The 26455-nt window shown below is 69.1% G+C and carries 16 protein-coding genes, 2 rRNA genes and 1 pseudogene (1 of these 19 cut by a window edge); 12 read left to right on the forward strand and 7 right to left on the reverse strand.

Features of this window, described 5'->3' with window-relative positions; all coding sequences use genetic code 11:
- Both F4558_RS27755 and rrf read left to right on the forward strand, forming a co-directional pair.
- Positions 1–2926 (forward strand): 23S ribosomal RNA (locus F4558_RS27755); it begins 185 nt to the left of the window's first position.
- 83 nt (positions 2927–3009) lie between these two features.
- Positions 3010–3126: ribosomal RNA gene (gene rrf, locus F4558_RS27760) — 5S ribosomal RNA — on the forward strand.
- 91 nt (positions 3127–3217) lie between these two features.
- On the opposite strand, the gene F4558_RS27765 is transcribed toward rrf, so the two are convergent.
- Positions 3218–3607 (reverse strand): VOC family protein, encoded by a 390-nt coding sequence (locus tag F4558_RS27765; RefSeq protein WP_167946652.1) that lies wholly within the window; start codon positions 3605–3607, stop codon positions 3218–3220.
- Between the two features lie 79 nt (positions 3608–3686).
- A complete protein-coding gene (locus F4558_RS27770; RefSeq protein WP_167946654.1) occupies positions 3687–5513 on the reverse strand; it encodes a VanW family protein in 1827 nt (608 codons plus the stop codon).
- A 213-nt stretch (positions 5514–5726) separates the two neighbouring features.
- Between F4558_RS27770 and nudC the strand changes: the two genes are divergently transcribed.
- Positions 5727–6644, forward strand: a complete 918-nt coding sequence (gene nudC, locus F4558_RS27775) for an NAD(+) diphosphatase (protein ID WP_053654935.1) — start codon at positions 5727–5729, stop codon at positions 6642–6644.
- Here the strand turns inward: nudC and F4558_RS27780 are convergent.
- Complete coding sequence (locus tag F4558_RS27780; protein WP_053654933.1) at positions 6541–7818, reverse strand: polysaccharide biosynthesis protein; 1278 nt, start codon at positions 7816–7818, stop codon at positions 6541–6543. The genes nudC and F4558_RS27780 overlap by 104 nt on opposite strands.
- A 163-nt stretch (positions 7819–7981) precedes the next feature.
- On the opposite strand from F4558_RS27780, the gene F4558_RS27785 reads away from it, so the two are divergent.
- From F4558_RS27785 to F4558_RS32425, 5 genes and pseudogenes are all read left to right on the forward strand, one after another.
- Entirely contained in the window at positions 7982–9721 is a 1740-nt protein-coding gene (locus tag F4558_RS27785) for an MmpA family trehalose lipid delivery protein (RefSeq protein WP_167946658.1), read from the forward strand.
- A 40-nt stretch (positions 9722–9761) separates the two neighbouring features.
- Entirely contained in the window at positions 9762–9923 is a 162-nt protein-coding gene (locus tag F4558_RS27790; RefSeq protein ID WP_157552422.1) for a hypothetical protein, read from the forward strand.
- Between the two features lie 30 nt (positions 9924–9953).
- Positions 9954–10763: a glycosyltransferase gene (locus F4558_RS27795; protein ID WP_209273422.1), complete on the forward strand. Its 810-nt coding sequence runs from the start codon at positions 9954–9956 to the stop codon at positions 10761–10763.
- Positions 10760–12208: a glycosyltransferase family 4 protein gene (locus tag F4558_RS27800; protein WP_082377416.1), complete on the forward strand. Its 1449-nt coding sequence runs from the start codon at positions 10760–10762 to the stop codon at positions 12206–12208. The genes F4558_RS27795 and F4558_RS27800 overlap by 4 nt, the downstream gene beginning before the upstream one ends.
- A gap of 59 nt (positions 12209–12267) precedes the next feature.
- Positions 12268–15426: pseudogene (locus F4558_RS32425) on the forward strand (DUF3367 domain-containing protein); the annotation flags it as partial.
- A gap of 894 nt (positions 15427–16320) precedes the next feature.
- On the opposite strand, the gene F4558_RS32400 reads toward F4558_RS32425, so the two are convergent.
- The gene (locus tag F4558_RS32400) at positions 16321–17895 is read right to left on the reverse strand and encodes an acyltransferase family protein (RefSeq protein WP_376767602.1); all 1575 of its coding nucleotides are present in this window, start codon (positions 17893–17895) and stop codon (positions 16321–16323) included.
- A 45-nt stretch (positions 17896–17940) separates the two neighbouring features.
- Here F4558_RS32400 and pgfA point away from each other — a divergent pair, with 45 nt between their 5' ends.
- On the forward strand, positions 17941–18981 hold the full coding sequence (pgfA, locus tag F4558_RS27810) for a cell envelope lipid trafficking protein PgfA (protein ID WP_167946664.1): 1041 nt from the start codon (positions 17941–17943) through the stop codon (positions 18979–18981).
- Between the two features lie 105 nt (positions 18982–19086).
- On the opposite strand, the gene F4558_RS27815 is transcribed toward pgfA, so the two are convergent.
- Positions 19087–19821, reverse strand: a complete 735-nt coding sequence (locus F4558_RS27815) for a class I SAM-dependent methyltransferase (RefSeq protein WP_053654924.1) — start codon at positions 19819–19821, stop codon at positions 19087–19089.
- Positions 19822–20254: 433 nt separating this feature from the next.
- Here F4558_RS27815 and F4558_RS27820 point away from each other — a divergent pair, with 433 nt between their 5' ends.
- Both F4558_RS27820 and F4558_RS27825 read left to right on the forward strand, forming a co-directional pair.
- On the forward strand, positions 20255–20815 hold the full coding sequence (locus F4558_RS27820; RefSeq protein WP_167947705.1) for a DUF6230 family protein: 561 nt from the start codon (positions 20255–20257) through the stop codon (positions 20813–20815).
- Between the two features lie 80 nt (positions 20816–20895).
- Positions 20896–22374, forward strand: a complete 1479-nt coding sequence (locus F4558_RS27825; RefSeq protein WP_167946666.1) for a DUF6114 domain-containing protein — start codon at positions 20896–20898, stop codon at positions 22372–22374.
- A gap of 152 nt (positions 22375–22526) precedes the next feature.
- On the opposite strand, the gene F4558_RS27830 is transcribed toward F4558_RS27825, so the two are convergent.
- On the reverse strand, positions 22527–24197 hold the full coding sequence (locus F4558_RS27830) for a DUF885 domain-containing protein (RefSeq protein WP_167946668.1): 1671 nt from the start codon (positions 24195–24197) through the stop codon (positions 22527–22529).
- 119 nt (positions 24198–24316) lie between these two features.
- Here F4558_RS27830 and F4558_RS27835 point away from each other — a divergent pair, with 119 nt between their 5' ends.
- On the forward strand, positions 24317–25330 hold the full coding sequence (locus F4558_RS27835) for a DMT family transporter (RefSeq protein WP_312877404.1): 1014 nt from the start codon (positions 24317–24319) through the stop codon (positions 25328–25330).
- A 47-nt stretch (positions 25331–25377) separates the two neighbouring features.
- On the opposite strand, the gene F4558_RS27840 is transcribed toward F4558_RS27835, so the two are convergent.
- Positions 25378–26448: a PHP domain-containing protein gene (locus F4558_RS27840; RefSeq protein WP_167946670.1), complete on the reverse strand. Its 1071-nt coding sequence runs from the start codon at positions 26446–26448 to the stop codon at positions 25378–25380.
- Positions 26449–26455 lie beyond the last annotated feature (7 nt).

Below are 26455 nucleotides of genomic sequence, written 5' to 3' on the forward strand. Positions count from 1 at the left end.
CGCGGGGAAGTGAAACATCTCAGTACCCGTAGGAAGAGAAAACAATTTAGTGATTCCGTGAGTAGTGGCGAGCGAAAGCGGATCGAGGCTAAACCGGCTGCGTGTGATACCTGTCAGGGGTTGCGTGGTCGGGGTTGTGGGACCCTGCTGAACAAGCTGACACTTGTTCGAGAAGTTACAAAGTCAGTGGCTAGTCGAACAGTCTGGAATGGCTGACCGTAGACGGTGAAAGTCCGGTAGGTGAAAGTTGCTGACCTTCTGTGGGTGTTCCCGAGTAGCGGCGGACCCCTGAAATCTGCCGTGAATCTGCCAGGACCACCTGGTAAGCCTAAATACTTCCTGGTGACCGATAGCGGACGAGTACCGTGAGGGAATGGTGAAAAGTACCCCGGGAGGGGAGTGAAATAGTACCTGAAACCGTTCGCCTACAATCCGTCGGAGCCTTGCGGGGTGACGGCGTGCCTTTTGAAGAATGAGCCTGCGAGTTAGTGGCATGTGGCGAGGTTAACCCGTGTGGGGGAGCCGTAGCGAAAGCGAGTCTGAATAGGGCGATTCAGTCGCGTGTCCTAGACCCGAAGCGGAGTGATCTAGCCATGGGCAGGCTGAAGCGCGGGTAAGACCGCGTGGAGGGCCGAACCCACCAACGTTGAAAAGTTGGGGGATGACCTGTGGTTAGGGGTGAAAGGCCAATCAAACTCCGTGATAGCTGGTTCTCCCCGAAATGCATTTAGGTGCAGCGTCGCGTGTTTCTTGCCGGAGGTAGAGCACTGGATGGTCTAGGGGGCCCACAAGCTTACCGAAATCAGCCAAACTCCGAATGCCGGTAAGTGAGAGCGCGGCAGTGAGACTGCGGGGGATAAGCTTCGTAGTCGAGAGGGAAACAGCCCAGATCACCAGCTAAGGCCCCTAAGCGTGTGCTAAGTGGAAAAGGATGTGGGGTCGCATAGACAACCAGGAGGTTGGCTTAGAAGCAGCCACCCTTTAAAGAGTGCGTAATAGCTCACTGGTCAAGTGGTTCCGCGCCGACAATGTAGCGGGGCTCAAGCACACCGCCGAAGCTGTGGCATTCACATTTTAACCTCGCTTGGACTTGATTCCTTGTGCAGGTGTGTGGATGGGTAGGGGAGCGTCGTGCCGCGAGTGAAGCAGCGGGGTGACCCAGTTGTGGACGCGGCACGAGTGAGAATGCAGGCATGAGTAGCGAAAGAAGGGTGAGAAACCCTTCCGCCGGATGACCAAGGGTTCCAGGGCCAGGCTAATCCGCCCTGGGTGAGTCGGGACCTAAGGCGAGGCCGAGAGGCGTAGTCGATGGACAACGGGTTGATATTCCCGTACCCGCGAAAGAGCGTCCCTGATGAACCTCGTTGTGCTAACCACCCGAGCTGCCTGATGTCTTCGGACGGATGGTGGGGAGCGTGGGAACCTGGCGGGTAGTAGTCAAGCGATGGGGTGACGCAGGAAGGTAGCTGAGCCCGGCCGGTGGTTGTGCCGGGGTAAGCGTGTAGGCCGTGTCGTAGGCAAATCCGCGACACTTTAAGGCTGAGACGTGATGCCGAGCCGATTCAGGTGAAGTCAGTGATCCTATGCTGCCGAGAAAAGCCTCTAGCGAGTTCTTAGCGGCCCGTACCCCAAACCGACACAGGTGGTCAGGTAGAGAATACCGAGGCGATCGGGCGAACTGTGGTTAAGGAACTCGGCAAATTGCCCCCGTAACTTAGGGAGAAGGGGGGCCGGAGACGTGAAGCCCCGCGCGGGTGGAGCGTTGTATGGCCGCAGAGAGCAGGGGGAAGCGACTGTTTACTAAAAACACAGGTCCATGCGAAGAAGTAATTCGATGTATATGGACTGACGCCTGCCCGGTGCTGGAACGTTAAGGGGACCTGTTAGCTCTTCGGGGCGAAGCGGAGAACTTAAGCGCCAGTAAACGGCGGTGGTAACTATAACCATCCTAAGGTAGCGAAATTCCTTGTCGGGTAAGTTCCGACCTGCACGAATGGCGTAACGACTTCCCCACTGTCTCAACCACAGGCCCGGCGAAATTGCAGTACGAGTAAAGATGCTCGTTACGCGCGGCAGGACGGAAAGACCCCGGGACCTTTACTATAGCTTGACATTGGTACTCGAATTAGCTTGTGTAGGATAGGTGGGAGCCGGTGAAGTCCATACGCCAGTATGGGTGGAGGCAATCTTGAAATACCACTCTGGTTGATTTGGGTATCTAACTTCGGACCGTTATCCGGTTCAGGGACAGTGTCTGGTGGGTAGTTTAACTGGGGCGGTTGCCTCCTAAAAGGTAACGGAGGCGCCCAAAGGTTCCCTCAGCCTGGTTGGCAATCAGGTGTTGAGTGCAAGTACACAAGGGAGCTTGACTGTGAGACTGACAGGTCGAGCAGGGACGAAAGTCGGGACTAGTGATCCGGCACTTGCGAGTGGAAGCGGTGTCGCTCAACGGATAAAAGGTACCCCGGGGATAACAGGCTGATCTTCCCCAAGAGTCCATATCGACGGGATGGTTTGGCACCTCGATGTCGGCTCGTCGCATCCTGGGGCTGTAGCAGGTCCCAAGGGTTGGGCTGTTCGCCCATTAAAGCGGTACGCGAGCTGGGTTTAGAACGTCGTGAGACAGTTCGGTCCCTATCCGCCGTGCGCGTAGGATACTTGAGAAGGGCTGTCCCTAGTACGAGAGGACCGGGACGGACGAACCTCTGGTGTGCCAGTTGTCCCGCCAGGGGCACGGCTGGTTAGCTACGTTCGGAAGGGATAACCGCTGAAAGCATCTAAGCGGGAAGCCTGCTTCAAGATGAGGTATCCCACCCACCTTTGGTGGGGTAAGGCCCCCAGCTAGACGACTGGGTTGATAGGCCGGAAATGTAAGCCCGGTAACGGGTTCAGTTGACCGGTACTAATAGGCCGAGGACTTGACTACTAAGCTGCTACGCGTCCACTGTGCAACTCTAGACAAACGAACAAGCCCCGGTTGTGTGGTGTTGTTTGATATGTCTATAGAGTTACGGCGGTCATGGCGGAGGGGAAACGCCCGGTTACATTCCGAACCCGGAAGCTAAGCCCTCCAGCGCCGATGGTACTGCACTCGTGAGGGTGTGGGAGAGTAGGACACCGCCGGACAATCTTTCCGTCAGGGCCACCCCAGTAATGGGGTGGCCCTGACGTGTTTCTCCACAACGAAGAATGCAGTGGCCAGGCCGCGAGCCTGCCGCTATGCGGGGAACTCCTCGAACATGACCTCGTAGCCGTCGGGGTCCAGGCCGTAGAAGATACGCGCCCACCCGACGTCCTCCGGTTCGAGCGTCACCGGCAGACCTTCGCGCCTCCACAGCGCGTACGTCGCATCGAGGTCGGCGGCTGGTACGACGAGCACGAAGCCGAGTCCAGGCGGCCCTGATCTGGTCTGGCTCTCGCGTTCGGCGTTGTGATAGCCGTGCTTGTCGACGTGCGACAGGATCAGCCAGGTGTGACCGAAGGTCAGGTAGCGCAGGTTTGCCTGCTGCGGCTGAGGAAGGTGCCGGAAGCCGATCTGTCGGTAGAGGTCGAACGATCTGTCGAGGTCGCGGACCCGCAGGCCCACCTTGAGCTGTCTGGCCGCCATGCCGACCATGCTACGAACCTCGAATACGGAAGCGGCGCCCGCTCCACTGTGGGAGCGGGCACCGCCCGGGACAGCTGACTCAGGAGGGCTTCGGCCCGCAGACGTAGCGGGGCTCGGCGTCGTAGCGCCAGGTGAACTTCTCCCGCTTGACGACCTTGCCGTCCTTCTTGATGACCCGGAAGGCGTCCTGGGTGAAGCCGTTGATGCCGTTCGTCGCGATGCACGTCGGGCCGGGTTCCAGATGGATCAGCTTCGGTGCGGTGATGTTCCGCCGCGGCCCGTACTCCGTCTTCACGCTGTCGTAGATCTTCGTGCTCCAGATCGACACGGTGATCGAGTTCGACGTGTACGACGTGTCGATGAGCACGCCGTGCTCGGTGTTGTTGCGGAACTTGAAGTCCAGGTTCGGCCAGAAGATTGTCGACTCGATGACCGCCGGGTATCTGTCGAACCAGTACGAGTGCGGCTTGTGCTCGACGTCCTCCAACCCGGCGTAGTAGGTGGCGTTGAACAGCGTGGTGGTGAACTGCGAGGTGCCGCCGCCCACGCCCGGCACGAGCTTGCCGTCGAGGATCACCGGCGCGTCCCGGTAGCCCTGTTTGTAGCCGCGTTCCCCGGTGTGCCCGTTCAGCGAGAACGTCTTCCCGGGAAGCACCACAGTGCCGTCCACCTTCTTGGCGATGGTGACGATGTTCTGGCTGCGCGCAGAGGCCAGGCCACCGGTGAACCGGGTGGTGAACGTGGACACCCGCTCCTTGATGCCGAGGCCGGCGAGCTTCTCCGCGGTCAGCTCCGGCGGTGTCTCCTTCACCTCGCCGGTCACCTCGCGCCCGTCGGTCTTCGGCAGCACGGCCAGCAGGTCGCGGCCCAGGGCTGCGCTGTCCAGTTGCTGGCCGGCTCGGCCTTCGGTGACCTTGGGTTTTCCGCCGGCGATGGTCATCGTCGCGTCCTTCGGCGGCACCTCGATCGCGTTCAGGCTGTCGCCGAGGGCTGCGCGCAGTCGCTTCACGTCCACCGACGGCGTGAGTTTGCCGGCACCGTCAGCGGTGAACCGTAGGCTCTTCGCGATGGCGGCGGGCGGTACCTTCACCGAGCCCTTGTCGGTGCGCAGCGTGACCGGCGCGGCGACGGCCGGCTTCGCCAGCTCGGTGACCAGCCGGTCCAACTCCTCGGCGGTGGTCGCGGGCTGGCTCTCCACGAGCGGCACGGTGACCGGGGTGCCGGCCAGCCAGCCAGCGCGGACGGCGTCGGCGGAACGCTCCGGGTCGAACGCCAGCCCCGGCTTCGGCTGCACCACCTTCGGCGTGGTGCCCTGATAGGTGATGGCCGGCTTGGTCATGGGGCGAGCCTGGTCGCCGAGCACCTTACGGAGTGCGGCGTCCAACCGGTCGGTGTCGACGGTGACCACCGGGTCGACGGTGCGGGAGCCGACCAGGCGGCTGACCGGGTGCGCGTCGGCTTCGGCCGCCGCCGCCACTGTCGCCGCGACGTCGACTGTCAACCCCACGTCGGCAGGATTGATCTCGGCGGTGCGCTCGCCGACGGTGACCTTCAGCGGCGCGGCGAGGGCCGCCGCACGCCGGTCCAACTCGGCCCGCAGCTCCCGGTCCGCGGCGGTGAGGCTCCGTCCGCCCAGCTCGGTGCCGAGCACGCTTGTGCCCCGCGGTACGTCCCCGGCGTATGCCCAGGCGCCGGCGCCCGCCACTGCCGCGAGCACGCCACCGGTGACGCCGGCCGCGAGCAGCATCCGTGCCCGCCGGGGTCGGCGCCCAGCGTCCACCGGCTGCTCAGCAGCAGGGGCAGGCGGTGTGACCGACTCCGACCCGTCGTCCGGCCAGGTGACCGCGGTGACCTGCACTGTGGGCCGGTCGTCGGCGGATGGACGTTTTTCGCCGTACAGCGTCACTACAACCTCGATCGCCAGGTGCCGCGGAAGGTCCTCCCTCCCGGAGAACACCTACGGTAGCCAATGATCAGTCGTCGTTGCCGGCTGCGACCACCCGCGTCGCCGCCGCGTGTCGCCCCGCGTGTCGCGGAACCCGGGCCGGTGGACAGCGGGGTGGGTGCGGGAGCCGGGGTTGGTGGGGGCGTCCCTTCGCCGCCGTGGCACGGTGATGGGGTGGACGCTGCGGAGCGGGTTCTGGCGTACGGCGGTGGCTGGTTGGACCGGGCAGGCCCGCTGCGCGCCGATCCGGCCCGACTGGAAGCGCTGCTGACCGAGCCGACCACGGTGGTGCTGCCGCTGTGGCGCGACCGCTGTCTCGTCGACGGGGACGGCCCGGTCCGGCTCACCGCGGACCGTACGTCCCTCGTCCGGGCCGCCGCCGACGAGACCGTCTTCCTGGGGCTCGACGGAGACGCCGCCGTGTTCGCAGTGGACCTCTCCGCGCTCAACGAGCGGTCGGCCGTCGAGATGGTCGGTGCGGCACGGGCCGTCGACGTCCGGGCCCTGGTGGGGCGGCTAGACCCGGCCGAGGCGGCCGTCCAGGCGTACGCCCGAGGGCTGCTGCACTGGCACCGACAGTCGCGGTACTGCGGCGCGTGCGGTGCGCTGGCTGTCGCCGGTGGCGGCGGACACGTCCGGACCTGCGGCGGCGCAGGCTGCGGTCGGCTGCTGTTTCCCCGTATCGAGCCGGCGGTCATCGTGCTGGTGGAGGCGCCCGGCCCGCCGGACCGTTGCCTGTTGGCCTGGCACGCGGGCGCGCCCGAAGGGTCGTACTCGACGTTGGCCGGTTTCGTCGAGGTCGGCGAGAGCCTGGAGGACGCGGTCCGCCGGGAGATGGCCGAGGAGGCGGGCGTGACAGTCACCGACGTGACCTACCAGGGCTCGCAGGGCTGGCCGTTCTCCGCAGGCCTGATGGTGGGCTTCCGGGCCACCGCCACGTCCGAGGAGGTGCGCGTCGACGGCGTGGAGCTGCTGGAGGCGCGCTGGTTCACACGGGCGGAACTGCGGGAGCGGGTCGCGGCAGGTCGTCAGCTCGGTCGGGTGGACTCGATCGATCACCAGATGCTCGGTCAGTGGCTGACGGCAGGCTGAGGATCATCACGAGCGCGGTCGCCGCGGCGGTGGCGAGCGCACACCACATGATTCCCTCGAGCGTGCGTGGCGCGACGGCCATGGTCAGGAAGGCCAGGACACCCGCGGCCACCCAGAGCGGCGCGGAGGGCCAGCGTGCTCCCGCCGCGATCTTCGCGTTGACGGCCGCGAACACCAGCGCGTAGAGCGCACCGGTGGCGGCGAAGAACGGGGCGTACTCACCCAGGGACGCGTAGTCCTCGCCGCCCACGAGCCGGAACGCGAAGCCGCCGGCCAGGGCCGAGGCGGCGACGAGCACGGCACCGCAGCCGGCGACGATCGCGAGCACGACAGTGCGGACCCGGTTGTCTCCCACGGCCAAGCGGGGCAGTGCCAGCACCACGATCACCTGAGGTGCCCACAGCGCACCCTTGGTGAGCACGGTTCCGACGGCGTACGCCCCGGAGTCGGCAGGCGACAGCAGTTGGCGGGCGAAGATCAGGTCGGCGTACGACACGGCGAGCATGGCAAGCGCGGCCGTGCCTGCACTCGTCACCTGCCGGATGCGCAGGGCGCCCACGGCGCTGTCCCCGTCCGAGGTGGCCTGCCGTACCGGTCGGGCGACCCACGCCAACACGGGCAGCACCAGGTACGAGGTCACCATGCCGGCCACGAGGGTGTCGACGACATCGGCGCCGAGGACGAGCGCGACGATCATGCCGCCGTACCTGCCGACCGCGACCAGCCCCATCGCCCACGCGAGGCGGAGGAAGCGCTGGTCACCCTGCAACTCGCCGAGCCATCGGGCGGCCAGGACGACCGCGACGGTGGTGGCGGCGACGAGCACCGCGACCGTCCACGACAGCCGCAGCGCGGTAATCATCAGCGGCGTGGCCACGACGACGGCACCACCGGCGACGGCCGTGGTGACGAGGGAGACCCGGCTGGTCGATGCGCCCGGGTGCCGGGCCCGGTGCACGGCGATCGCCATCTGCAGGCCCACACCTGCGACGCCGGCTATCGCGACGAGGGCCAGCACGGTGGCCAGCACACTCAACTCCTCGACCGCCAGGCGCCGGGCGCCGAGCATCGGGAGCAGGTAGGCAAGTCCGTTCGTCACCATCGCGGCGACCGCCACCGCCGCGCCCGCCGCTCCCATGCGGCCCGCGCCAGGACCAGCCGTCGTCTCTGTCATCGCGCCTCATGTCGGTTCGCCGGGGGAACGGGTTCGTCCCGAGCCTCGCGTCGTCGCGGCAGCTCGTCGAGTTGTCTGGCAAGCTACCGTCCGCGCTTCCCTCTGCCTAGAGTGCTGTCCGGAGTCCCGGGAGCGATGTCGGGCCCGAGTCCGGTCCAGGTCCATGGGGGTTCGTGTGCGTCGACCGTCACCGGAGTTACGCCCGGTGCTGCTGCGGGCTGCCGTCGTACTCCGTCGGTGGTGGCCGGAGATGGCGCTCGGGTTCGGCGTGGTCATCGCGATTCTCGGTCCGGTGCTCCGCCGCGGTTTCGTCCTCCGGTACGACCTGGTGTTCGTGCCCGACCCGCCCTTCGGCGCGATGGTCTGGGGCAGCGGGTCCGAGCTGCCCCGTGCGGTGCCCAGCGAACTGCTCGCGGTCGGCTTGGCCCAGCTGGTCCCCGCTGACGTGGCTGAGAAGCTGCTTCTCGGGGGCTGCCTCGCCCTGGCGGCGGTGGGTGCCGCCCGACTGGCTCCCGTGAGCCACCCGGTGGCGCGGATCGCCGCCGGGCTCGCATACGTCTGGAACCCCTGGGTGTACGGGCGACTGCACCTCGGCCAGTGGGCGGTCATCGCGGGCTACGCCGCGTTGCCGTGGGCGTTCTCCTGGGTGCTCGGAGTGCTGCGCCCGCCGCCGGACGGCTTCGGTCCGCGGCGGCGCTCCGCCGTGGCCGGTGGGCTCACTGTGGTGCTGGGCGGTCCGGCGATGGTGTTGGCGGCGGTGCTCGCCTGCGCTCCGGCGCTGGCCCTGGCGCGGCCATGGCGGGCGGTGGTCGCGGGCGCGGCGACACTGGTGGGCCTGACCGCACCGTGGTGGCTGGCGCTGGTGAACCGTGGTGGCGCCGTCGGTCTCGACGAGCGGGGCGTCGCCGCCTTCGCCGTCCGCCCGGACACGCCGCTGGGGGCGCTCGGCAGCGTCGGCACGCTCGGCGGCATCTGGAGTCGGCATGCCGTACCTCCCGGTCGGGACCAGTGGCTGGTCGCGCTGCTCGCGCTGGCCCTCGCCGGCGCGGCCCTCTGGGGGTACGTGCTGACCCGTCGTCGTTGGCCGTCGGCGGCCTGGTGGGGCCTGCTCGTCGGCGCGGTGCTGGGCACCGTGATCGCCGTGGCACCGGCCTGGCCTGCCGGTTTGCAGGGGATGGTCGCGCTGGTCGAGCACGTTCCCCTCGCCGGCGCGGTCCGGGACGGCACCCGGTTGCTCGCCCCGCTGGCGTTGGTGCAGGCGGTGGGGCTCGGGATGCTGGCGGAGTCGCTGGCGACGGCGGGTGCCCGGGCGTGGGCGCCGCTGGTGGTGGTCGCTCCGCTGGTGCTCCTGCCCGGTCTGGCGTGGGGTCTCGGTGGTCAGCTCGACACGGTCCGGTATCCGAAGGAGTGGTCGGCGGTGCGCGCCGACGTGAACGGCGATCCGGCTGGAGGCAGCCTCGTCTCGTTGCCCTGGTCCTCGTTCCGGGCTTATCGGTGGGCGGGCAACGTGCCCGTGCTCGATCCGGCGTCGCGTGCGTTCCAGCGGCCGGTGATCGGGGACCAGGACGTGTTGGTCGGGCGGGACCGGATTCGAGGGGAGAGCCGTGAGGCCGATCGGGTGGCGGCGGCGTTGGCAGCGCCCGGCGATCCCGGGCCGGCCCTCCGTCGGCTCGGTGTGCGGTACGTACTCATTCAAACCGATCAACCCGACGGTGCCCAGGTCGAAGCCCGCTTCGCGAACGCCGAGGTGGTGCGGCGGGACGGAGCGTTGACCCTGTTACGCCTGCCTGGTGCCGATTTCGTCGAGTCGACCGGACGTGTCGGGATAGTTCCACTCTTGGGCTATTCGGTACTCGGGGCCACCTTGTTGATCACCCTTTTGCACCGGCCCCAACGGGCGTGACGCATGTTACTCTTCGGTACCTTTTCCGAAGGGATCATCGATGAAGGCATCCTTCAACCCCCTCCTGACCGCGGTTGTCGCCGCGGCGGTGGGTGCCGTGCTCGGAATCCTGGCCGTCTCGATCGGGACGTCCACCATCGTCAACACCAACAGCAAGCCTGCGAACGTGGAGCAGCCCATCATCGTGTACGGCGAGCGTTGACGGCCCTCCATGGAGGTCTCTCCTCCTGACGTGTCGTCAGATGTGGTCGTACTCGACGTCGTGATTCCCGCGTTCAATGAGGCACTCCGGCTGCCCGACACCTTGGTCCTGCTCCGGGCGGCGCTGGCCGACCTCGGTGTTCCCTGCCGGGTCACCGTGGTGGACAACGCCAGCACCGACGGCACAGGTGACGTGGTGCTGGGCGCACCGTCCGGCCCGGTCCCCGTCCGGTTGCTCTGGTGCGGTGAGCCGGGCAAGGGCTTCGCGGTGCGGACCGGTGTGCTGGCGAGTGACGCGCGCTTCGTCGGGTTCTGTGACGCCGATCTGGCCACTGCGCCGGACGCTCTCGGGCAGGTGCTGAGTCTCCTGACCGAGGGCGCCGACGCGGTGGTCGGGTCGCGGGCTCACCCCGAGTCGGTCGTCCAGGAGCGGCACAGCCTGCTCCGACGGTGGGGCGCAGTGGCGTTCCGAGGTGCCGTCCGGCAGGTGGTGCACGGCGTCAGTGAGACGCAGTGCGGGTTCAAGTTCTTCCGCAACGATGTCGCTCGGCGGGCGTTCGCACCACTTCGGTGCGGTGGGTTCGCCTTCGACGTCGAGGTGCTGGGCCGCGCCCAGCGGGCCGGTGCCCGGCTCGTGGAGGTCCCCGTGCACTGGGTGGACGTGCCCGGCTCACGCTTCTCGCCGGTCAGCCACGGATGGCAGAGCTTCGTGGACGTCGCGAAGATCCAGTGGCGGCTCCGGGGCGTCGACGTCGCCCCGCCGATGCCGATGCCGGTCGTCACCCTTCCGGTCAGCCCGGACGTCACCGGTGGCGCCGCCGCCGTTGGATTGCGGCCGTGAGTGTCGGGCCATCCCGGACTGCCGCGGCTCCCAGCACCGACAACACGGTCGCGGGCCGCCGGATCGCGGTGCTCAACTGGAAGGACCCCTGGCATCCGGACGCCGGGGGCGCCGAGGTCTACGCCTGGCAGGTCGCCCGCGACCTGGTGACAGCCGGTGCGCAGGTCACCTTCGTCACCGCACGCCCGGCCGGCCAGCTCGGCGATGAGATTCGGGACGGCATCCGGATCGTGCGGGTCGGTGGCCGGTGGACCATCTACCCCCGGGTGCTGGCCTGGTTGGCGCGACGCCGGCGTCAGTTCGACGTGGTCGTCGACTGTCAGAACGGCATCCCGTTCTTCAGCCCGGGGGTCCTGCCGGCGGACGTGCCGGTGGTGTGCGTGATCCATCATGTGCACGACCGTCAGTTCCGGCTGTACTTCGGCCCGGTCGTGGGTCGGTTCGGGGCGTGGTTGGAGGGACCTGTCGCCCGACGGGTCTATCGCCGTGCGGTGACCCTCGCGGTCTCACCGTCGACCGCCGTGGCCGTCCGGGACCGGCTTCGCTGGGCCGGCCCGGTGGTGGTGGTGCCCAACGGTGCTGACGCGTCGCCGCCGGCAGCCGGAGGTCGGGCCCGCGACACCCGTCCCCGCGTCGTCTGCGTCGGCCGGGTGACCCGGCACAAGCGGGTGGACCTGGTGCTTGACGCCGTCGACCAGCTCCGGGCGAAACGGCCCGATCTGCGCTTGGACATCGTCGGTGGTGGGCCGGACGTGGCGACGATCCGCCGGCAGGTCGACGAGCGTGGGCTGTCCGACACCGTCACGGTGCACGGGCACCTGCCCACCGCCGAGCGGGACGCGCTGTTGGCAGCCGCCTGGCTGCACGTTTCCGCCTCCTGGGGTGAGGGCTGGGGTCTCGTCGTGGTGGAGGCCGCCGCCGCCGGACTGCCCACGCTCGCCTTCGACGTGGACGGGCTCCGCGACGCCGTCCGGCCGGGCCGTACCGGCTGGCTGGTCAGCGAGGGTGACAACCCCGCACACGGGCTGGCCGCAGGTCTCGACAGCGCGTTGGACTCCCTCGCGGTGCCGGCCGAGGCGGCCCGGATGGCCACCGAGTGTCGACAGTGGAGCGACGCATTCCGCTGGTCCGACACCGGCCGGCGGGTCCGGGCGATCCTCGGGGATCTGCTTGAGCCGCGTGCGGTGCCGTGGGCGGCGGGAAACGCGGCTCTCGTGGTCCGGACCGACGAGCCGGAGGACCTCCTCGCCCGGGTCGCTCCTCTCCTCCCGCACACCCGACACGTCGCGGTCGACGAACGCGGCCTGTGGATCCTGGTGCCGGGTGCGGACCCGGCCGCCGTCCGGCAGTTGCTGCTCGGGGCGGGCGTCGAGGCCAAAGACATCAGCGAGCGGGACGCCAGCGGGGACGAACTGCTCACCGGAGTTCCGGTACGACAGTGTTGACCGCCTGGTCGACCGCTCGCCGCGCCCCCGGAATACCGACCGCCACGGTGTCCCTGGCGGTGTGGCGTCTGCGTGAGCTGCTGGTCTGCCTCGCGCTGATCGGCCTCTGCGTCACCCAGGAACCCGGGCTGATCGTGCCCGACACCAAGATTGACATGGCCCTGGACCCTGGCGGCTTCCTCGCCCGGGCGGTCAACCTGTGGACCGCGGACTGGCAGTTCGGCACCCTCCAGAACCAGGCCGTCGGCTACTTCTTCCCGATGGGGCCGTTCTTCCTGCTCGGCGAGGCGGTCGGCCTGCCGGCCTGGCTCGTCCAGCGGCTCTGGATGGCAGCCCTGCTCTGCGTGGCCCTCACCGGCGTGGTGCGCCTGGCGCGCGCTCTCGACCTCGGCGGCCCGGCGTCGCGGCTCGTGGCCGGCGCGGTGTTCGCGCTGTCGCCCCGGGCTCTCTCCCTGGTCGGCACCGTATCGCTGGAACTGCTGCCCTACTGCGTCGCCCCGTGGGTGCTGCTGCCACTGGTCAAGGGAGCTGCGGGTGGCTCGCTGCGGCGGGCGGCCGCGCTCAGCGGGCTCGCTGTGGTCTGCATGGGTGGAGCAAACGGTGCGGCCGCCGCGTGCTCCGTACTGCCGGCGTTTCTCTATATCGTGACCCGCGCACCCGGCTGGCGACGGATCCGCCTGCTGGCCTGGTGGACGGTGGCGATGGTCGCGGCCACCTTCTGGTGGTTGGTACCGCTGCTGCTCCTCCAGCAGTACGGGTTCCCGTTCCTGCCGTACACCGAGAGCGCCGCGGTCACGACGAGCGTGACGTCGCTCCCGTCAGCCGTGCGGGGCGCCACCCACTGGGTGGGTTACCTCGCCGTCGACGGGGTGCCCTGGTGGCGCTCGGGGTGGGCGCTGATCACGACGCAGTGGATGGTGGTGCTCACCGGCCTGATCGCCTGCATCGGCCTGGCCGGGCTGGCCCGTCGGGATCTGCCGGAGCGGAGGTTCCTGCTCGTCGGGGCCCTGGTCGGGCTGCTGACCCTTACCGCGGGAAACCTGTCCAACGGAGGCGCCGCCTTCGCCCCGGTCGTACGCGAGGTCCTCGATGGCCCGCTCGCCGCGCTGCGCAACCTGCACAAGTTCGACGTCGTCATTCGCCTGGCGCTGGCCCTGGCCACCGCGCACATGCTGGACACCGTCGGGCGGATCGCCGTCATCCGCCGGTTCACGCGTCCTACAAACATGGCACCCCGACGGGTCGCGTTGGGGGTCACCGCCGTCGCGCTCGTCGCGGTCACCGGCGGTGCGGGAAGCGCGGGGCTCGCGGCGGGCGGTGGTTTCTGGGCGGTGCCCGACCACTGGCGGCAGGCGACCCAATGGCTTGACCGCAACGCCGCCGAGGGCACCACGCTGCTCGTACCCGGCTCCAACTTTGCCGAGTACAACTGGGGACGCCCGTTGGACGAACCGGTCCAGCCCCTGCTGGACTCGCCGTGGGCGGTGCGGTCGCTGGTGCCGACCGGGTCGGCGGGCAACGCCCGGCTGCTCTCCGCGATCGACGAGCGGCTCGCCTCCGGCACCGCCTCGCCAGGGCTGGCCGACGTGCTCAGTCGGCTCGGCGTGCGGTACCTGCTCGTCCGCAATGATCTTCGACAGCCGGTCGGTGGCATCGCCTGGCCGGTTCTTGTGCACCGAACGCTGGAGAGTGCTCCCGGGCTGTTCAGGGTGGCCGCGTTCGGCCCTGAAACCGGTGCGCCGCCAGACTTCGGCGGGGCGTGGGACTACGGGCTGCACAAGCCGTATCCGGCTGTGGAGATCTACGAGGTGGACCGGCCGACCCCTCGGGCCACGCTCGCGGACGCGGCGCAGCCGCTCAACCTGGTCGGGGCACCCGAGACGCTGCTGGACCTCAGCGACGCCGGTGTGCTCGGCAACCGGCCGGTGATCCTTGACGGTGACGCCCCGCAGGCCACCGACGCGGGCGTGGTGCTCGCCGACAGCCTGCGCAAGCGGGAGGTCGATTTCGGCCTCGTCCGTGGCAACACCTCACGGACGCTGACACCGCAGGAGCAGCCGCAACTCGCGCGCCTGGAAAACGACATCATCGACCCCGCGTGGAAGTCGTCGGTCACCTCGTCGGGATACACAGGGGTGACAAGCGTCAGGGCGTCCTCCAGCGCGGCCGACGTCGCCGGGCCGGCCGGGTTGCGCGACCCGTCCGCCACTCCGTTTTCGGCCATCGACGGCGACAACGGCACGTCGTGGTTGTCCGACGGCGCACGCAAACCAGTGGGCCAGTGGGTGGAGATCCGGTTCCAGGACAAGGTCCAGGCCGGATCGGTCGAGTTGCAGGTCGTTGGTGACGAGGTTGTCGGCGCACCTGTCACCCGGGTCGAGGTCAGCACCGAAGGTGGTTCGTACGTCCACTCGGTGGTCGACAGCTGGCAGGCGCCATTGCGACTGTCGCTGCCGTCGGGGCGTACCACCTGGCTCCGGGTGACTATCGACGGTGTCGCGGGCGTCGATGTGCCTGGTCGGCGGGCCGGCATCCGGGAGGTGAGCGTCGCCGGGGTGAGCCCGCAGCGGTATCTGCAACTGCCCGCGTCGCCCGATGCCACCAGAGCGCCCGAGGTTGTCGCGCTGGCCCGCAAGGCCGTGGACCGGCCGGCCTGCGCCAGCACCGGTGACCACTACCTGTGCGCGCCCAGCCTCATCCGTCAGGGCGAGGAGACAGGGCTGGCGCCCCGGCGCTTCGACCAGCCGGTGGCCTCCACCAACGACCTCACCGGGCTGGCCCGCGCGACGCCCGCGACAGCGCTCGCTGTGTACGACGAGATGACCGGCGGCGCGACGTACACCACGTCGAGTTCGTGGTTCGCGGACCCGGTCGCCTCATCCAGGTCGCTTGGCGACGGGGACGACGGCACGGCGTGGTGGGCGGATCCGAGCGACCCGCAGCCGACCGTGAAGGTGCGCTGGGCCAAGGTGCGGAAGGTGAGCTGGGTACGCCTGCGGTTCCCGGAGACCCTCGTCGCGGCACCGCCCAGGACGGTCCGGATCTCCGGCGACGACGGTATTCGGGAGGTGGCGGTGGACCTGGACGGTGTGGCCCGCTTCCCGGCCCTGAGTACCCGAGGTATCGCCGTGGCCGTGACCTCGACGGTGCCGAGGGTCAGCCGGTCGACGGCCCTGTTCGAGCCGCAGCCGCTCCCGGTCGGCCTCAGCGGCGTGGATGTGCAAGGCGTGCCCGAGGCCAACCAGCCTCGCGGAGTCGACCGTAATGTGACGTTGCCGTGTGGCGCGGGCCCGACGATCGTGGTCAACGGGGCATCGGTGCCGACGACGGCCTCCGGCACGCTGCGGGACCTACGGGACCTGCGGCCACTGCGATACCGCGCCTGTGTCCTCGACAACGAGCCGGCGAGCCGGGCCAAGGCCACCCCGAAGGCAGGCGCGGAGCGCGTCTCGCTGCGGGCTGGCCCGAACGAGGTCTCCGCACCACCCGACCGGTTCATCGTCGACAGCGTGATCCTGACCGGTGACCCGGCCGAGTTGCCCGCCGCGGCAGCGGGCGTCGAGCCGCCCCGTCGGGCAGTGACGGTCCTCGGCTGGGACGACCAGCACCGGTCGGTCGAGGTCGGGACGGGCGCGGGCAGTTACCTCGTCGTCCCGGAGAACGCCAACCCCGGCTGGCGGGCGACCCTCGACGGAGCGGCGCTCGTGCCGACGCGACTGGACGGGTGGAAGCAGGCATGGTTCGTGCCGGCCGGGGCTGCCGGCCGCGTCGATCTGGTCTTCACGCCCGGGGAGCAGTACGCCCTCGTTCTGCGTATCGCCGGGGGTCTGCTGCTGTTGTTGGTCGTCGCGGCGCTGATCCCCGCGCGACGTCACCGGCCGGCGTACCCCGTCGTGCCTGCGTCGATGCCGAGCGCGCCGCTGCTCGCGGTGGGTGTGCCGGCGCTGCTGGGCGGTCTGGTCGGGCTCGGCTGCGCCGCCGTTGTCCTGGTGCTGCACCGTCGTCGGATGCCCAGCCCCGGATGGATCTGGATACCCGCCACCCTGGGCCTCGCGGTCTACGGGACTCAACGGTGGTGGCTGCCGAGGGTCGGTTCGGAACGGCTTGCCGATCTACTGGTCGTGCTCCCGACGGGGCTGCTCCTCGTTGCGATCGCCGCCCTGATACTGCGGTTCCGGCGTGTCCGTGGACGGTACGAGAAGCGCTGCGAGGGTCGGCGGTCCGGCGGGAACGGGCGACGTGGCCCGCGGCCCTGGCGCCGGCGTCTGGACCAGGGAGTCGGCTCCGACGTCGAGTCCGGGGCGGTCGGCCCGTCGCTGCCAGATTCGCCGCAGTCGCCGAGAGGGCCGCTCGATGAGGTAGTAGCTGGCCGTCGCGACCGGGATGGTGAGGGCCATCGTGAGCACGAGCAGAACCCAGAACGAGCTGCTCATCCGGGTGAATCCGAGCAGGCGGAAGCATGCCTCGAGGGCGAGGAGGTGCCAGAGGAAGATGCCGTAGGAGATTCGGCCGAGAAACAGGACCGCCCGGTGGCCGAGGAGCGCACGCGGGACCCCGCCCGAGCCCGGGCCCACGAGCGGGGCGATCACGCACCAGGTGATGGCCAGGAACAGCAGGTGCTCGGTGACGGACTCGACGGGCGTGGCGCCTTCGACCCCGCGCGGGCCGGCGATCGGCGTACTGGCGATCCACAGCAGCGCGCCGGCGATGAGCCACGACGTTCCGGGGGCGAACGTGACGACGCGCAGACCGCGCGGCGTAGCGGACCACAGGTCCTCGTTACCGCGCCCGGGCTCGCCTCCAGCGAGGTCCGTGAGGAACGGGGGCGAGGTCGTGCGGGAGGGCCACGAGGCGAGCACGGCCAGCATGATTCCGAGGCCGAACCAGTCCAGAAAGGCGGGCAGCCAGAGCACCGCGAGTCCCGGTAGTGGCGAGTCGGGACCATGCGCGTACGCGTTCCAGGTAAGGCCGGCAAGGACGAGTAAGGCACCAATTGCCAGTTGGCGTCGGGCTCGGACGAGCGGGGTGCGACCACCAATTCGGTGGCCGAGCACCGCTATCGCCGGCAGCGCCAGGTAAAAAGTCGCCTCCGTAGCCAGGCTCCAGGTCTGCTCCATGCCGACCGGCAGTCGCAATGGCTGATAAATCTGTGCCAGCAGAAGGGGTATCGCCCAATCCCAGACCGACTTCATGTAATCGATGTTGAGCCATACGAGTGCGACGGCAGCCATCGCCCAGTACCCGGGCATAATGCGCAGCGCGCGATGCCAGAGGTATCTGCGAATGGGCGGTTGGGCGTGCCCGTGAATTGTGGCCAGCGCGAACGGTCGGTAGAGGAGGAAACCGGACAACGCAAAGAAGATCGCGACCCCGACATCCAGCCTGGCCAGCGGACCTGCTAGCGGCTCGAACGAGTTTGTGAGGCCGCTGAGAAAGGAGACATGGTGGACGACAACGCCGAGTACCGCCAAGGCTCGGAGCCCTTCCAAAGAGGGCAGCCAGCCATCCGAACGGCCAGTGCTCGGCGCGGAATGGCTCGCCTGTGCGCTGATCGAGTGCGGTCTGACAGGTCGGCTCACAGTTCCCTCAACATCCATTTGATCCCCGCAGCCAGGTGGCTGCTTGGTGTCGGAGTCGGTACGCCCCGAAGGTTGCGTCGGGACCATATCCGAAATCGGCGTCGTCATGTACTGTCAGCCGACTAGTCGAGTCTTTACAAGGGGAGGAGTTACATGCGACCCACGTCGGGTGCCATCTTGGTGGCGGCAGGCGCGTTCCTGATCGTCGGGGCCGTGGCGACGCCGCTGATCGTCGCGCCCGCTCTCGTCAAGGTGCCCCTTGACCAGAGTTCGGTAACGGTTTCAGAGGCCCAGAACGCGACCGTCCTTGACTTCAGCACGCTTTCCGAGCGGAGTGGCGTCAACCTGACCGCCCACCGCGCGGTGCGGGGCGACGTCAACGACGGCAACGCCGACCGGGCGGTCTTCAACGTCGGTGTGCGGGTGATCGACGACGCCGACAAGGAGATCACGGTCAGCACGGACCGGGTTGCCCTCGACCGGCGAACCGCGGAGGCGGTCGCCTGCTGCGCCGAGGACATCAACGGTGCGCCCTTCAAGCACGAGGGCCTGACCTACACCTTCCCGTTCGGCACCGAGAAGAAGACCTACCAGTACTTCGACAACACCGCCCGCAAGGCGTACCCCGCCAAGTACCTGGGCACCGAGAAGCTGCAAGGGTTGACCGTCTACAAGTTCGAGATGACGGCCGAGCCGGTCCAGATCAGCGAGATCGACGTCCCGGGCAGCCTGGTCGGTTCGGCGGAGCCCACGGTCACCGCTGGCCGCTACTACGCCAACACCCGCACCCTGTGGGTGGAGCCGGACAGCGGCGTGATCGTGAAGGGTCAGGAGAAGCAACTCCAGACGCTGCGTGACGCGACCGGCACGGACAAGGTCAAGATCATTGACGCCACCTTGATCTTCAACGAGGAAACGCAGAAGCAGCAGGCCAAGGCCGCCAAGGATGCCCGCGGTCAGATCAACCTGCTGACCAGGACCGTGCCGATCGCGCTCGGTGTCCTCGGTCTCCTGCTGGTCCTCCTCGGCATGTTCATCATCATCCGCGCGACGCGCCGTGGGCCCTCAGGGGCGCCGGTACGGTCCGGCGATCAGCCGACGACCGAGCTGCCGTCGCAGCGGTCAGCGGAGCCCGCCGACGATTCCACGACGCCCGCTGGCGGGCGCCACGCAGTGGAGCGCAGCGAGTCGTAACAACACGCGAACGCCACCACCCACCGAGCTGGCCGGGCCGGCCGATCCCCAGGATCGGCCGGCCCGCTCATGTCTCAGGGTCGCCGGGCGCCGCCCGGCGGTGGGTCAGACGCGCCGCACCGCGTACCGGGTGCACACCCAGTCCTCGGTGTACGGAAGATCGGGCCGCTGCCCGACGATCTCTCCTCCGTGAGCCGCCACCAGTCGCACCATGTCGGCGTGCGGCACGGCTGTCATGCTCATCGGAGCCGGGTAGTTGAGCAGCCGACGCTGCGCCCAGCTGATCAGGCGAAATGGCACGACCTGCCAGATGACGCCCTTGGCCGTACGCGCCGGTTCGGTCGGCAGCCCGACGACGGCGATGCCGCCGGGTCGCAGGACCCGGAGAAACTCGGCCAGGTAGCTGTCGATGGCCGGCCGCGGCAGGTGTTGCAGCACCAGGGCGCTGTAGACCAGGTCGAAGTGACCGTCGGGAAACTGGCTCAGGTCCGGCGCATCGTTGAGGACGAAGCGGATGTTTCCGGCGCTGCGGTCCAGCCGCCGGGCTGCCTCCAGCATCGACGGCGCGATGTCGACGGCGACGACCTCGTCAGCGTGCGGGGCGAGCCCCTGCGACAGCCGACCCGCGCCGCAGCCGAAGTCCAGCACCCGCTCCCACCGGGTGGGCAGGCCGAGTTGGCCCAGCCAGCCGGCTGTTTCCTCGACGTCGGCGCGGCCGGTGGCCAGGAATTCCTCGACGTCCCACCGCCCGCCGCGCTTGCCGGGTTGGACGAGGACGGCCCACAGCGGATCTTCGGCGCCCAGCTTGGTCCAGTCGCGCCGCACGTCGTTCAGGTTCACGCCGAAACCCTAGGCCATCCAGGCGTCGATCGGGATCGACGCGGTCCCCGCACGCTGGGATGTTCGGACGAGAGCGGCGACCCGAAAGGTCAGCAGAGGACGACGTACTTTACATTCGTTACCTGATTGTAATCCATCGATGGGCCGCTACCCTGCGCTGCGCGGACAAGGTCATCTGCGGGTCTGATCCTCGTATGCGGCTTATGTCCCTGACGCATCGTGTAGATCGCTTGCCTGTTGGCCAACCTCGTGTTACCGCCGGGTAATCGGGGGGTTGTGAGCTGCGTCGCAACGGGTGCACCATCAAGCCCGATCGTTACCCGCCGGTAATAGCGGGCCCTTCCGGATCGAGACCGGCCCCGCGCACACCCACCCCGAGGAGGAACCGGTGCAGGACAATCAGGGTCGTACCCGGTGGCGTCGGTTCGCCGCCATGATGGTGCCCGCCACGGCCGCCGCCGGCGCCATCCTGTTCGGCATGTCGAGCGGCGCGATCGCGTCCGACATCACCGTCTCCGGGCAGACGTTCAAGATCGCGGCGGATCGCCTGGAGGGCGACGGCTTCAAGCAGTACGGCGGGATCGTCCGCGAGAAGGGCAAGGACGGCAAGGTCCACCCCATCGCCCTCTCCGAGATCAGCAGCGCCGAGCTGTACAACCTCTGCCAGTCCGTCCGCGCCGACCTGCCCGGCCTGCCTGTGGTGCTCACCATCAACGCCGGTGACGGCAAGGAGCCCGCTCGCGCCAAGGACCTGCTCATTGCGATGGACTCGCTGAACGGCAACGCGACCTTCACCAACATCCAGATCGGCCGGGACGCCACCGACCTCAACCCGACGGCGCAGAAGGGTTCGTTCGGCCAGAACTCCGAGCGCGTCAGCATCCGCAACCTGCAGCAGGTGTCCCGCTACACCACCGCGGCCACCTTCAACCTGGTTGGCCTCCGACTCAAGGTCAACGTGGGCGAGGACGCCAAGGGCAAGGAGTGCTTCTGAGCTGAGTACGGCCCGCGGTGGCAGACCACCGCGGGCCACGCCGCTGCCCACCCCCGTCCCCGCTCCGCCAGGAGGAGTACGTGACAACCGCCAACCCGTCCCACGCCCGCCCGAGCAGGGCTGCCGAGGCGTGGCGGAGCTTCCGCCGCTGGCAGCGGAGCCGGCCGTTCTGGGGCGGCCTCTTCACAATCCTGGCCGGTGCGGAGATGTTCGCCTCCACGCGCATGACCATCAACGGCCTGAGTTTCCACAGCGGCGCCAGTGGCCTGCTGTCACTGCTGATCCCGGTCATCCTGGTGACCTGCGGCCTGCTGATCTGGCTCAGCCCCGCGCAGCGGCTGTTCTACTCGGTCGTCGCTGCGGTCACGGCCGTCTACTCACTGATCGGGCTCAACCTCGGCGGCTTCTTCGTCGGCCTGCTGCTCGGCATCATCGGCAGCGCGCTCGCCTTCGCCTGGGCACCCGCCCGCCCGGCAGCACCCCCGCCCGCCGAGGCCGACGCCGAGCCAGCTGTCGAGCCGCCAACGGCCGACCAGCCGACGGCCGACCAGCCGGCCGTCGAGCAATCGACCGCTGAGCAGCCGACCGCTGAGCAGCCGACCGCTGAGCAGCCGACCGCTGAACAGTCGGCCGTCGTGCGGCCGGTCGCGGCGGCGGTTGACGCGAGCCCTCCGCCCGCCGGGCCCAACCGGTCCGCGAATCCGCGTACCTTCGGCATCGTCCTGGTGGTGTTCGGCCTCGCCGCCGCCGGGGTGGCAACACAGCCGCGAGCGGTACAGGCGGCGCCGGCCCGGCCCACCGCGAGCGCCTGCCCCACCCCGTCCCGGCCGGTCGCGCCGTCGCCCAGCGCCGCGACGCCGAGCCCGAGCGCCAGCCCGCGACGGGACGGCAACATCATCACCGACATCCTGGACGGGATCGGCGACCTGCTCACCGGTGGACGCCGCAAGGCCACCCCGACGCCGTCGGCGAGCCCGACCCCCACACCGACCAGCACGCCGACGGCCCGGCCGAAGCCCACCGCCTGCCCGTCTCCGGGCACGACGACCCCCGGTAAGCCGGGTACGACGACTCCGGAGAAGCCGGCCAAGGTGGAGCCGGGCAAGCCGCTGCCGCGTATCGCCGCCGACCCGGGTCTGCCGAGGGTGGCGCAGACCCCGTCGAAGCTAACCGGATCCACTGTGACAATGACCGGGCTGCGGTTCGAGGGGATCACCGATCTGGAAACCCAGAAGGGCACCCTGAAGGTGCTGAAGTTCAGCATGAAGGAGGCCGTCACCGACGACTTCCTGCTCACCGCCGACGGTCCGCAGGGCCGCACCCAGAGGTACGCGACCGACCGTCTGACCGTGCGCGGTGACGTGGCCTTCTACTCCACCCGGTTCGTCGGCAAGCTGGCCGGCATCAAGATCACGCTCACGCCGGACCTGCCGTTCCCCGACGGCCTCCCCGTCACGGTGCCCATCCCGGTCTCGTTCACCGACCCGGTCATCGACCTGGCGTACGTCACCAGCAACACGCTCACCGCCCGACCGGCGTTGGCGCTGACCCTCGGCTGAACGGCACCTTCGGCCCGGTCGGCGGGGTCGACGCGCGTCGCGGTACTCGCGGACGTCCAGGTGGACGTCCGCGAGTACCAGGCACGCCAACGGGCGTACCGGCAGGAACGGCGCCGGCGGACGTACCGCCGACGCCCGGAACCGTCACCGGCTCAGAGCCGGGCCAACGCCTTGCGCAGCGGGTCGAGGCCCAATGCGCCAAGGTCCAACGCCTGCCGGTGGAACTCCCGCAGGTCGAAGTCGGCGCCCTTGCGGGCCTTCGCGTCCTCGCGGGCCTGCAACCAGATGCGCTCACCCACCTTGTACGACGGCGCCTGCCCCGGCCAGCCCAGGTAGCGGTTCAGCTCGAAGCGCAGGTTCTCGTCCGGCACCCGGCAGTGCGCCCGCATGAACTCCCAGCCCAACTCGGGCGTCCACCGCTCACCCAGGTGGAAGCCGAACGGGTTGTCCTTCGGGATCTCCAACTCCAGGTGCATGCCGATGTCGACGATGACGCGGGCGGCGCGCATCGCCTGGCCGTCGAGCATGCCCAGCCTGTCGCCCGGGTCCTGGAGGTAGCCCAACTCGTCCATCAGCCGCTCCGAGTACAGCGCCCAACCCTCGCCGTGCCCGGAAACCCAGCAGAGCAGCCGTTGCCAGCGGTTGAGCAGGTCAGCGCGGACGGCGGTCTGCGCCACCTGAAGGTGGTGACCCGGTACGCCCTCGTGGTAGACCGTCGTCACCTCCCGCCAGGTGGAGAAGTCGGTGATCCCCTGCGGAACGGCCCACCACATCCGACCCGGCCGGGAGAAGTCCTCGCTCGGACCGGTGTAGTAGATGGCGCCGTCACTGGTCGGGGCGAGGCAGCACTCGATCCGGCGGACCTCTTCGGGGATGTCGAAGTGCGTACCGTTCAGCTCGGTGATCGCCTTGTCGGCGAGCGCCTGCATCCAGTCGCGGAACGCCTCCTTGCCCTGGATGGTCCGCGCCGGGTCGGCGTCCAGCTTGGCCACTGCCTCGTCGACTGTGGCGCCCGAGCCGGCGATCTGCCCGGCCACGACCCGCATCTCCGCCTCCAGACGGGCGAGCTCCGCGAACCCCCAGGTGTACGTCTCGTCGAGGTCGACCTTCGCGCCGAGGAAATACTGCGAGGCCAGCTCGTAGCGCTCGCGCCCGGCGGCCTGCTTGTCCCGCCCGTGCGGTGCCAACTCGGCGCGCAGGAACTGACCGAACTCGGCTGTCGCCGCGGTGGCCGACGCCGCGCCCCGACGCAGCTCCGCGCCGAGCGTGCCGTCCGCGTCCAGCCGCTCGACGAGCCCGTGGAAGAAGTTGTCCCCAGTCGGGTCGGTCCAGATGTCGCACTGCTTGGCCACCTCGACCAGCTGCACCTTGGAGCTGACCTGGCCGGCGGCGAGCGCCTCGCGCAGGGTGGTCTTGTAGCCCTCCAGAGCCCCGGCGAGGCCGTTGAGCCGAGCGGCGATGTTGGCCTGCTCGTCGGCCGTCGCCGTCGGCATCAGGTCGAACACCATGCGGACCTCGTGCAGCCCGCTCGTGATGACGCTGATCTCGCTGGTCGCCTCGCCGGCGTCGTACCGGGCCAGGTCCAGGCCGAGTCGCTCCTGCATGGCCTCCTTGGCGGTGCGCTCCGCCTCGGTGTCCGGCTCGGTGACGTCCAGCTCGGCGAGCGTCCGGCGGGTCAGGTCGGCGCGTGCCCGGTAGCCCTCAGGTGAGAGGTCGTCGAGCCGGTCGTCATGGCCGGCGATGCCGACATAGGTCGCGCCGGTGGGGCTCAACGGTGCCCACTCGGCTACGTAGCGGTTGGCGAGTTCATCAATTTGTCCCACGCTGCGACACTACGTGACCAGCCCGCCCCGATGTCGACGGCATTTGGCGTGTTCGAGTGTCCGATTCGGCTGTCGAAAGTCCCGCGACTTTGTCGCACCTGTCCGGCACAGTGTCAGGGGTGACGACCGACATCACTCCTGACAAGGCGCCGCTGCGCAGCTGGCTGCCGGGGTTCCTAGCCCTCGCCGCCATCTGGGGTTCCAGCTTCCTGTTCATCAAGGTCGGGGTAGCCGAGCTGCACCCGGTCCAGCTCACCCTCTACCGGGTCCTCGCCGGTGCGGTGACGCTGCTTGTCGTCCTCGCGGTGCTGCGCGACCGGCTGCCCCGCGAGCCTCGGATCTGGGCGCATCTCTTCGTCGTCGCCGCATTCGGCGTGGCCGTGCCGTTCACCCTCTTCGGCTACGGTGAGCAACGGGTCGAGTCGATGTTGGCCGGCATCTGGAACGCCACCACGCCCCTCATCGTGCTGCCGCTGGCGGTGCTCGTCTTCCGCACCGAGCGGCTGACCGTCCGCCGTGGGGTCGGGCTCGGGTTGGGCTTCCTCGGCGTACTCGTGGTGCTCGGGGTCTGGGAGGGCATCGGCGGCGCGCACTTCGTCGGGCAGTTGATGTGCTTCGGAGCGGCCGCCTGCTACGGCGTCGCCATCCCGTACCAGAAGCGGTTCGTCGCCGGCAGCACCCACTCCGGGCTGTCGCTCTCCACGGTGCAGGTGCTGCTGGCCGCCGGGCAACTCGCCGTCGTCACCCCGTTCGTGGCGGGCGCCCCGCCGCTGCCCACCGACCTGTCGCCGAAGGTGGTGGGCAGCGTGCTGGCTCTCGGTGCCCTCGGCACCGGGCTCGCCTTTGTGATCAACATCCGGAACATCCGGGTGGCCGGCGCGAGTACCGCGTCCACAGTCACCTACCTGATCCCGATCTTCGCGGTGCTGATCGGCGCTGTCGTGCTCGGCGAACGGCTCAACTGGCACCAACCGGTCGGCGCGCTCATCGTGCTGCTGGGTGTCGCGGTCGCGCAGGGAGCCTTCGGCCGCCGGAAGCCCCGCCCGGTGATCGGTGTCGGCGCACCCGCCGCACCCGGCACCGAGCCCGCCGCCCCCGGGGCCGCGCCTGCGGCCGAGCCCGCCCGCGGCTGACCGAGCCGATCAAGCAGCGTCGATCAAGCGCCTTTGCCGAGGGGCAGTCAGCCTCGGCTGTGGGTCCACTCCACCAGTTGGTCCGCTGGCCAGGTGTTGACCACCCGGTCGGCCGGAACGCCGCAGAGGGCCGCCCGCTCGCAGCCGAACCGCTGCCAGTCGAGCTGACCGGGTGCGTGCGCGTCCGTGTCGATGGCGAACCGGCAGCCGGCCTCCAGGGCGCGGCGGATCAGCCGCTTCGGCGGGTCCTGCCGCTCCGGTCGGGAGTTGATCTCGACGGCGGTGTCGTGCTCGGCGCAGGCGGCGAACACCGCGTCCGCGTCGAAGTCGCTCTCGCCCCGGGTGCGAGCCCGATGCCCCCGGTCACCTGGGCCGGTCACGCCGGCCGGTCGGGACGACACCATCCGCCCGGTGCAGTGGCCGAGAATGTCCAGGTGCGGGTTGGCGACCGCGGTCAGCATTCGCCGGGTCATCTTGGCCCGCTCGTCCTTCAGGCCGCTGTGCACCGATCCCACCACCACGTCCAACCGGGCCAGCAGCTCCTCGTCCTGATCCAGCGAGCCGTCGGCGAGGATGTCCACCTCGATCCCGGTCAGGATCCGGAAGCCCTCCGGCAGCGCCGCGTTCACCTGCGCCACGTGGTCCAACTGGCGACGCAAGCGGTCGGCGGTCAACCCGCGCGCCACCGTCAGCCGGGGCGAGTGGTCGGTCAACACCATGTATTCGTGGCCCAACTCCACCGCGGCGAGCGCCATCTCCTCGATGGGGGAGCCGCCGTCGGACCAGTCGGAGTGCGTGTGGCAGTCGCCGCGCAGGGCGGCGCGCAGCGCCGCCGCCTCGGCATCCAGGTCGCTGCCCTCGGTGGCCACGAGCCTGCGCAGATAGACGGGCTCTTCACCGGCCAGGGACTCCGCGACACACCGGGCCGTCACATCACCCACCCCGGCCAATGTGGTGAGCGTGCCGTTGCCGGCCCGCTCGGCGACCTCGGCCGCCGGCAGGCCGGCGAGCGCCTTCGCCGCCGACCGGAACGCCCGCACCCGGTACGTGGCCTCGTTCGCCCGCTCCAACAGGAACGCGATCCGGCGTAGGTCGGCGATGGGGTCCCGGGCGTTCATCCCACCG

The organism is Micromonospora profundi (genome assembly GCF_011927785.1).
GTDB lineage: Bacteria > Actinomycetota > Actinomycetes > Mycobacteriales > Micromonosporaceae > Micromonospora > Micromonospora profundi.

What these genes read in the sequence shown, in the direction of transcription:
- F4558_RS27840 (WP_167946670.1), bottom strand. Translation starts at nt 26,448, where the DNA reads ATGAACGCCCGGGACCCCATCGCCGACCTACGCCGGATCGCGTTCCTG.
- F4558_RS27780 (WP_053654933.1), bottom strand. Translation starts at nt 7,818, where the DNA reads ATGACAGAGACGACGGCTGGTCCTGGCGCGGGCCGCATGGGAGCGGCG.
- F4558_RS27820 (WP_167947705.1), top strand. Translation starts at nt 20,255, where the DNA reads ATGATGGTGCCCGCCACGGCCGCCGCCGGCGCCATCCTGTTCGGCATG.
- pgfA (WP_167946664.1), top strand. Translation starts at nt 17,941, where the DNA reads ATGCGACCCACGTCGGGTGCCATCTTGGTGGCGGCAGGCGCGTTCCTG.
- F4558_RS27790 (WP_157552422.1), top strand. Translation starts at nt 9,762, where the DNA reads ATGAAGGCATCCTTCAACCCCCTCCTGACCGCGGTTGTCGCCGCGGCG.
- F4558_RS27765 (WP_167946652.1), bottom strand. Translation starts at nt 3,607, where the DNA reads ATGGCGGCCAGACAGCTCAAGGTGGGCCTGCGGGTCCGCGACCTCGAC.
- F4558_RS27785 (WP_167946658.1), top strand. Translation starts at nt 7,982, where the DNA reads ATGGGGGTTCGTGTGCGTCGACCGTCACCGGAGTTACGCCCGGTGCTG.
- F4558_RS32400 (WP_376767602.1), bottom strand. Translation starts at nt 17,895, where the DNA reads ATGACGACGCCGATTTCGGATATGGTCCCGACGCAACCTTCGGGGCGT.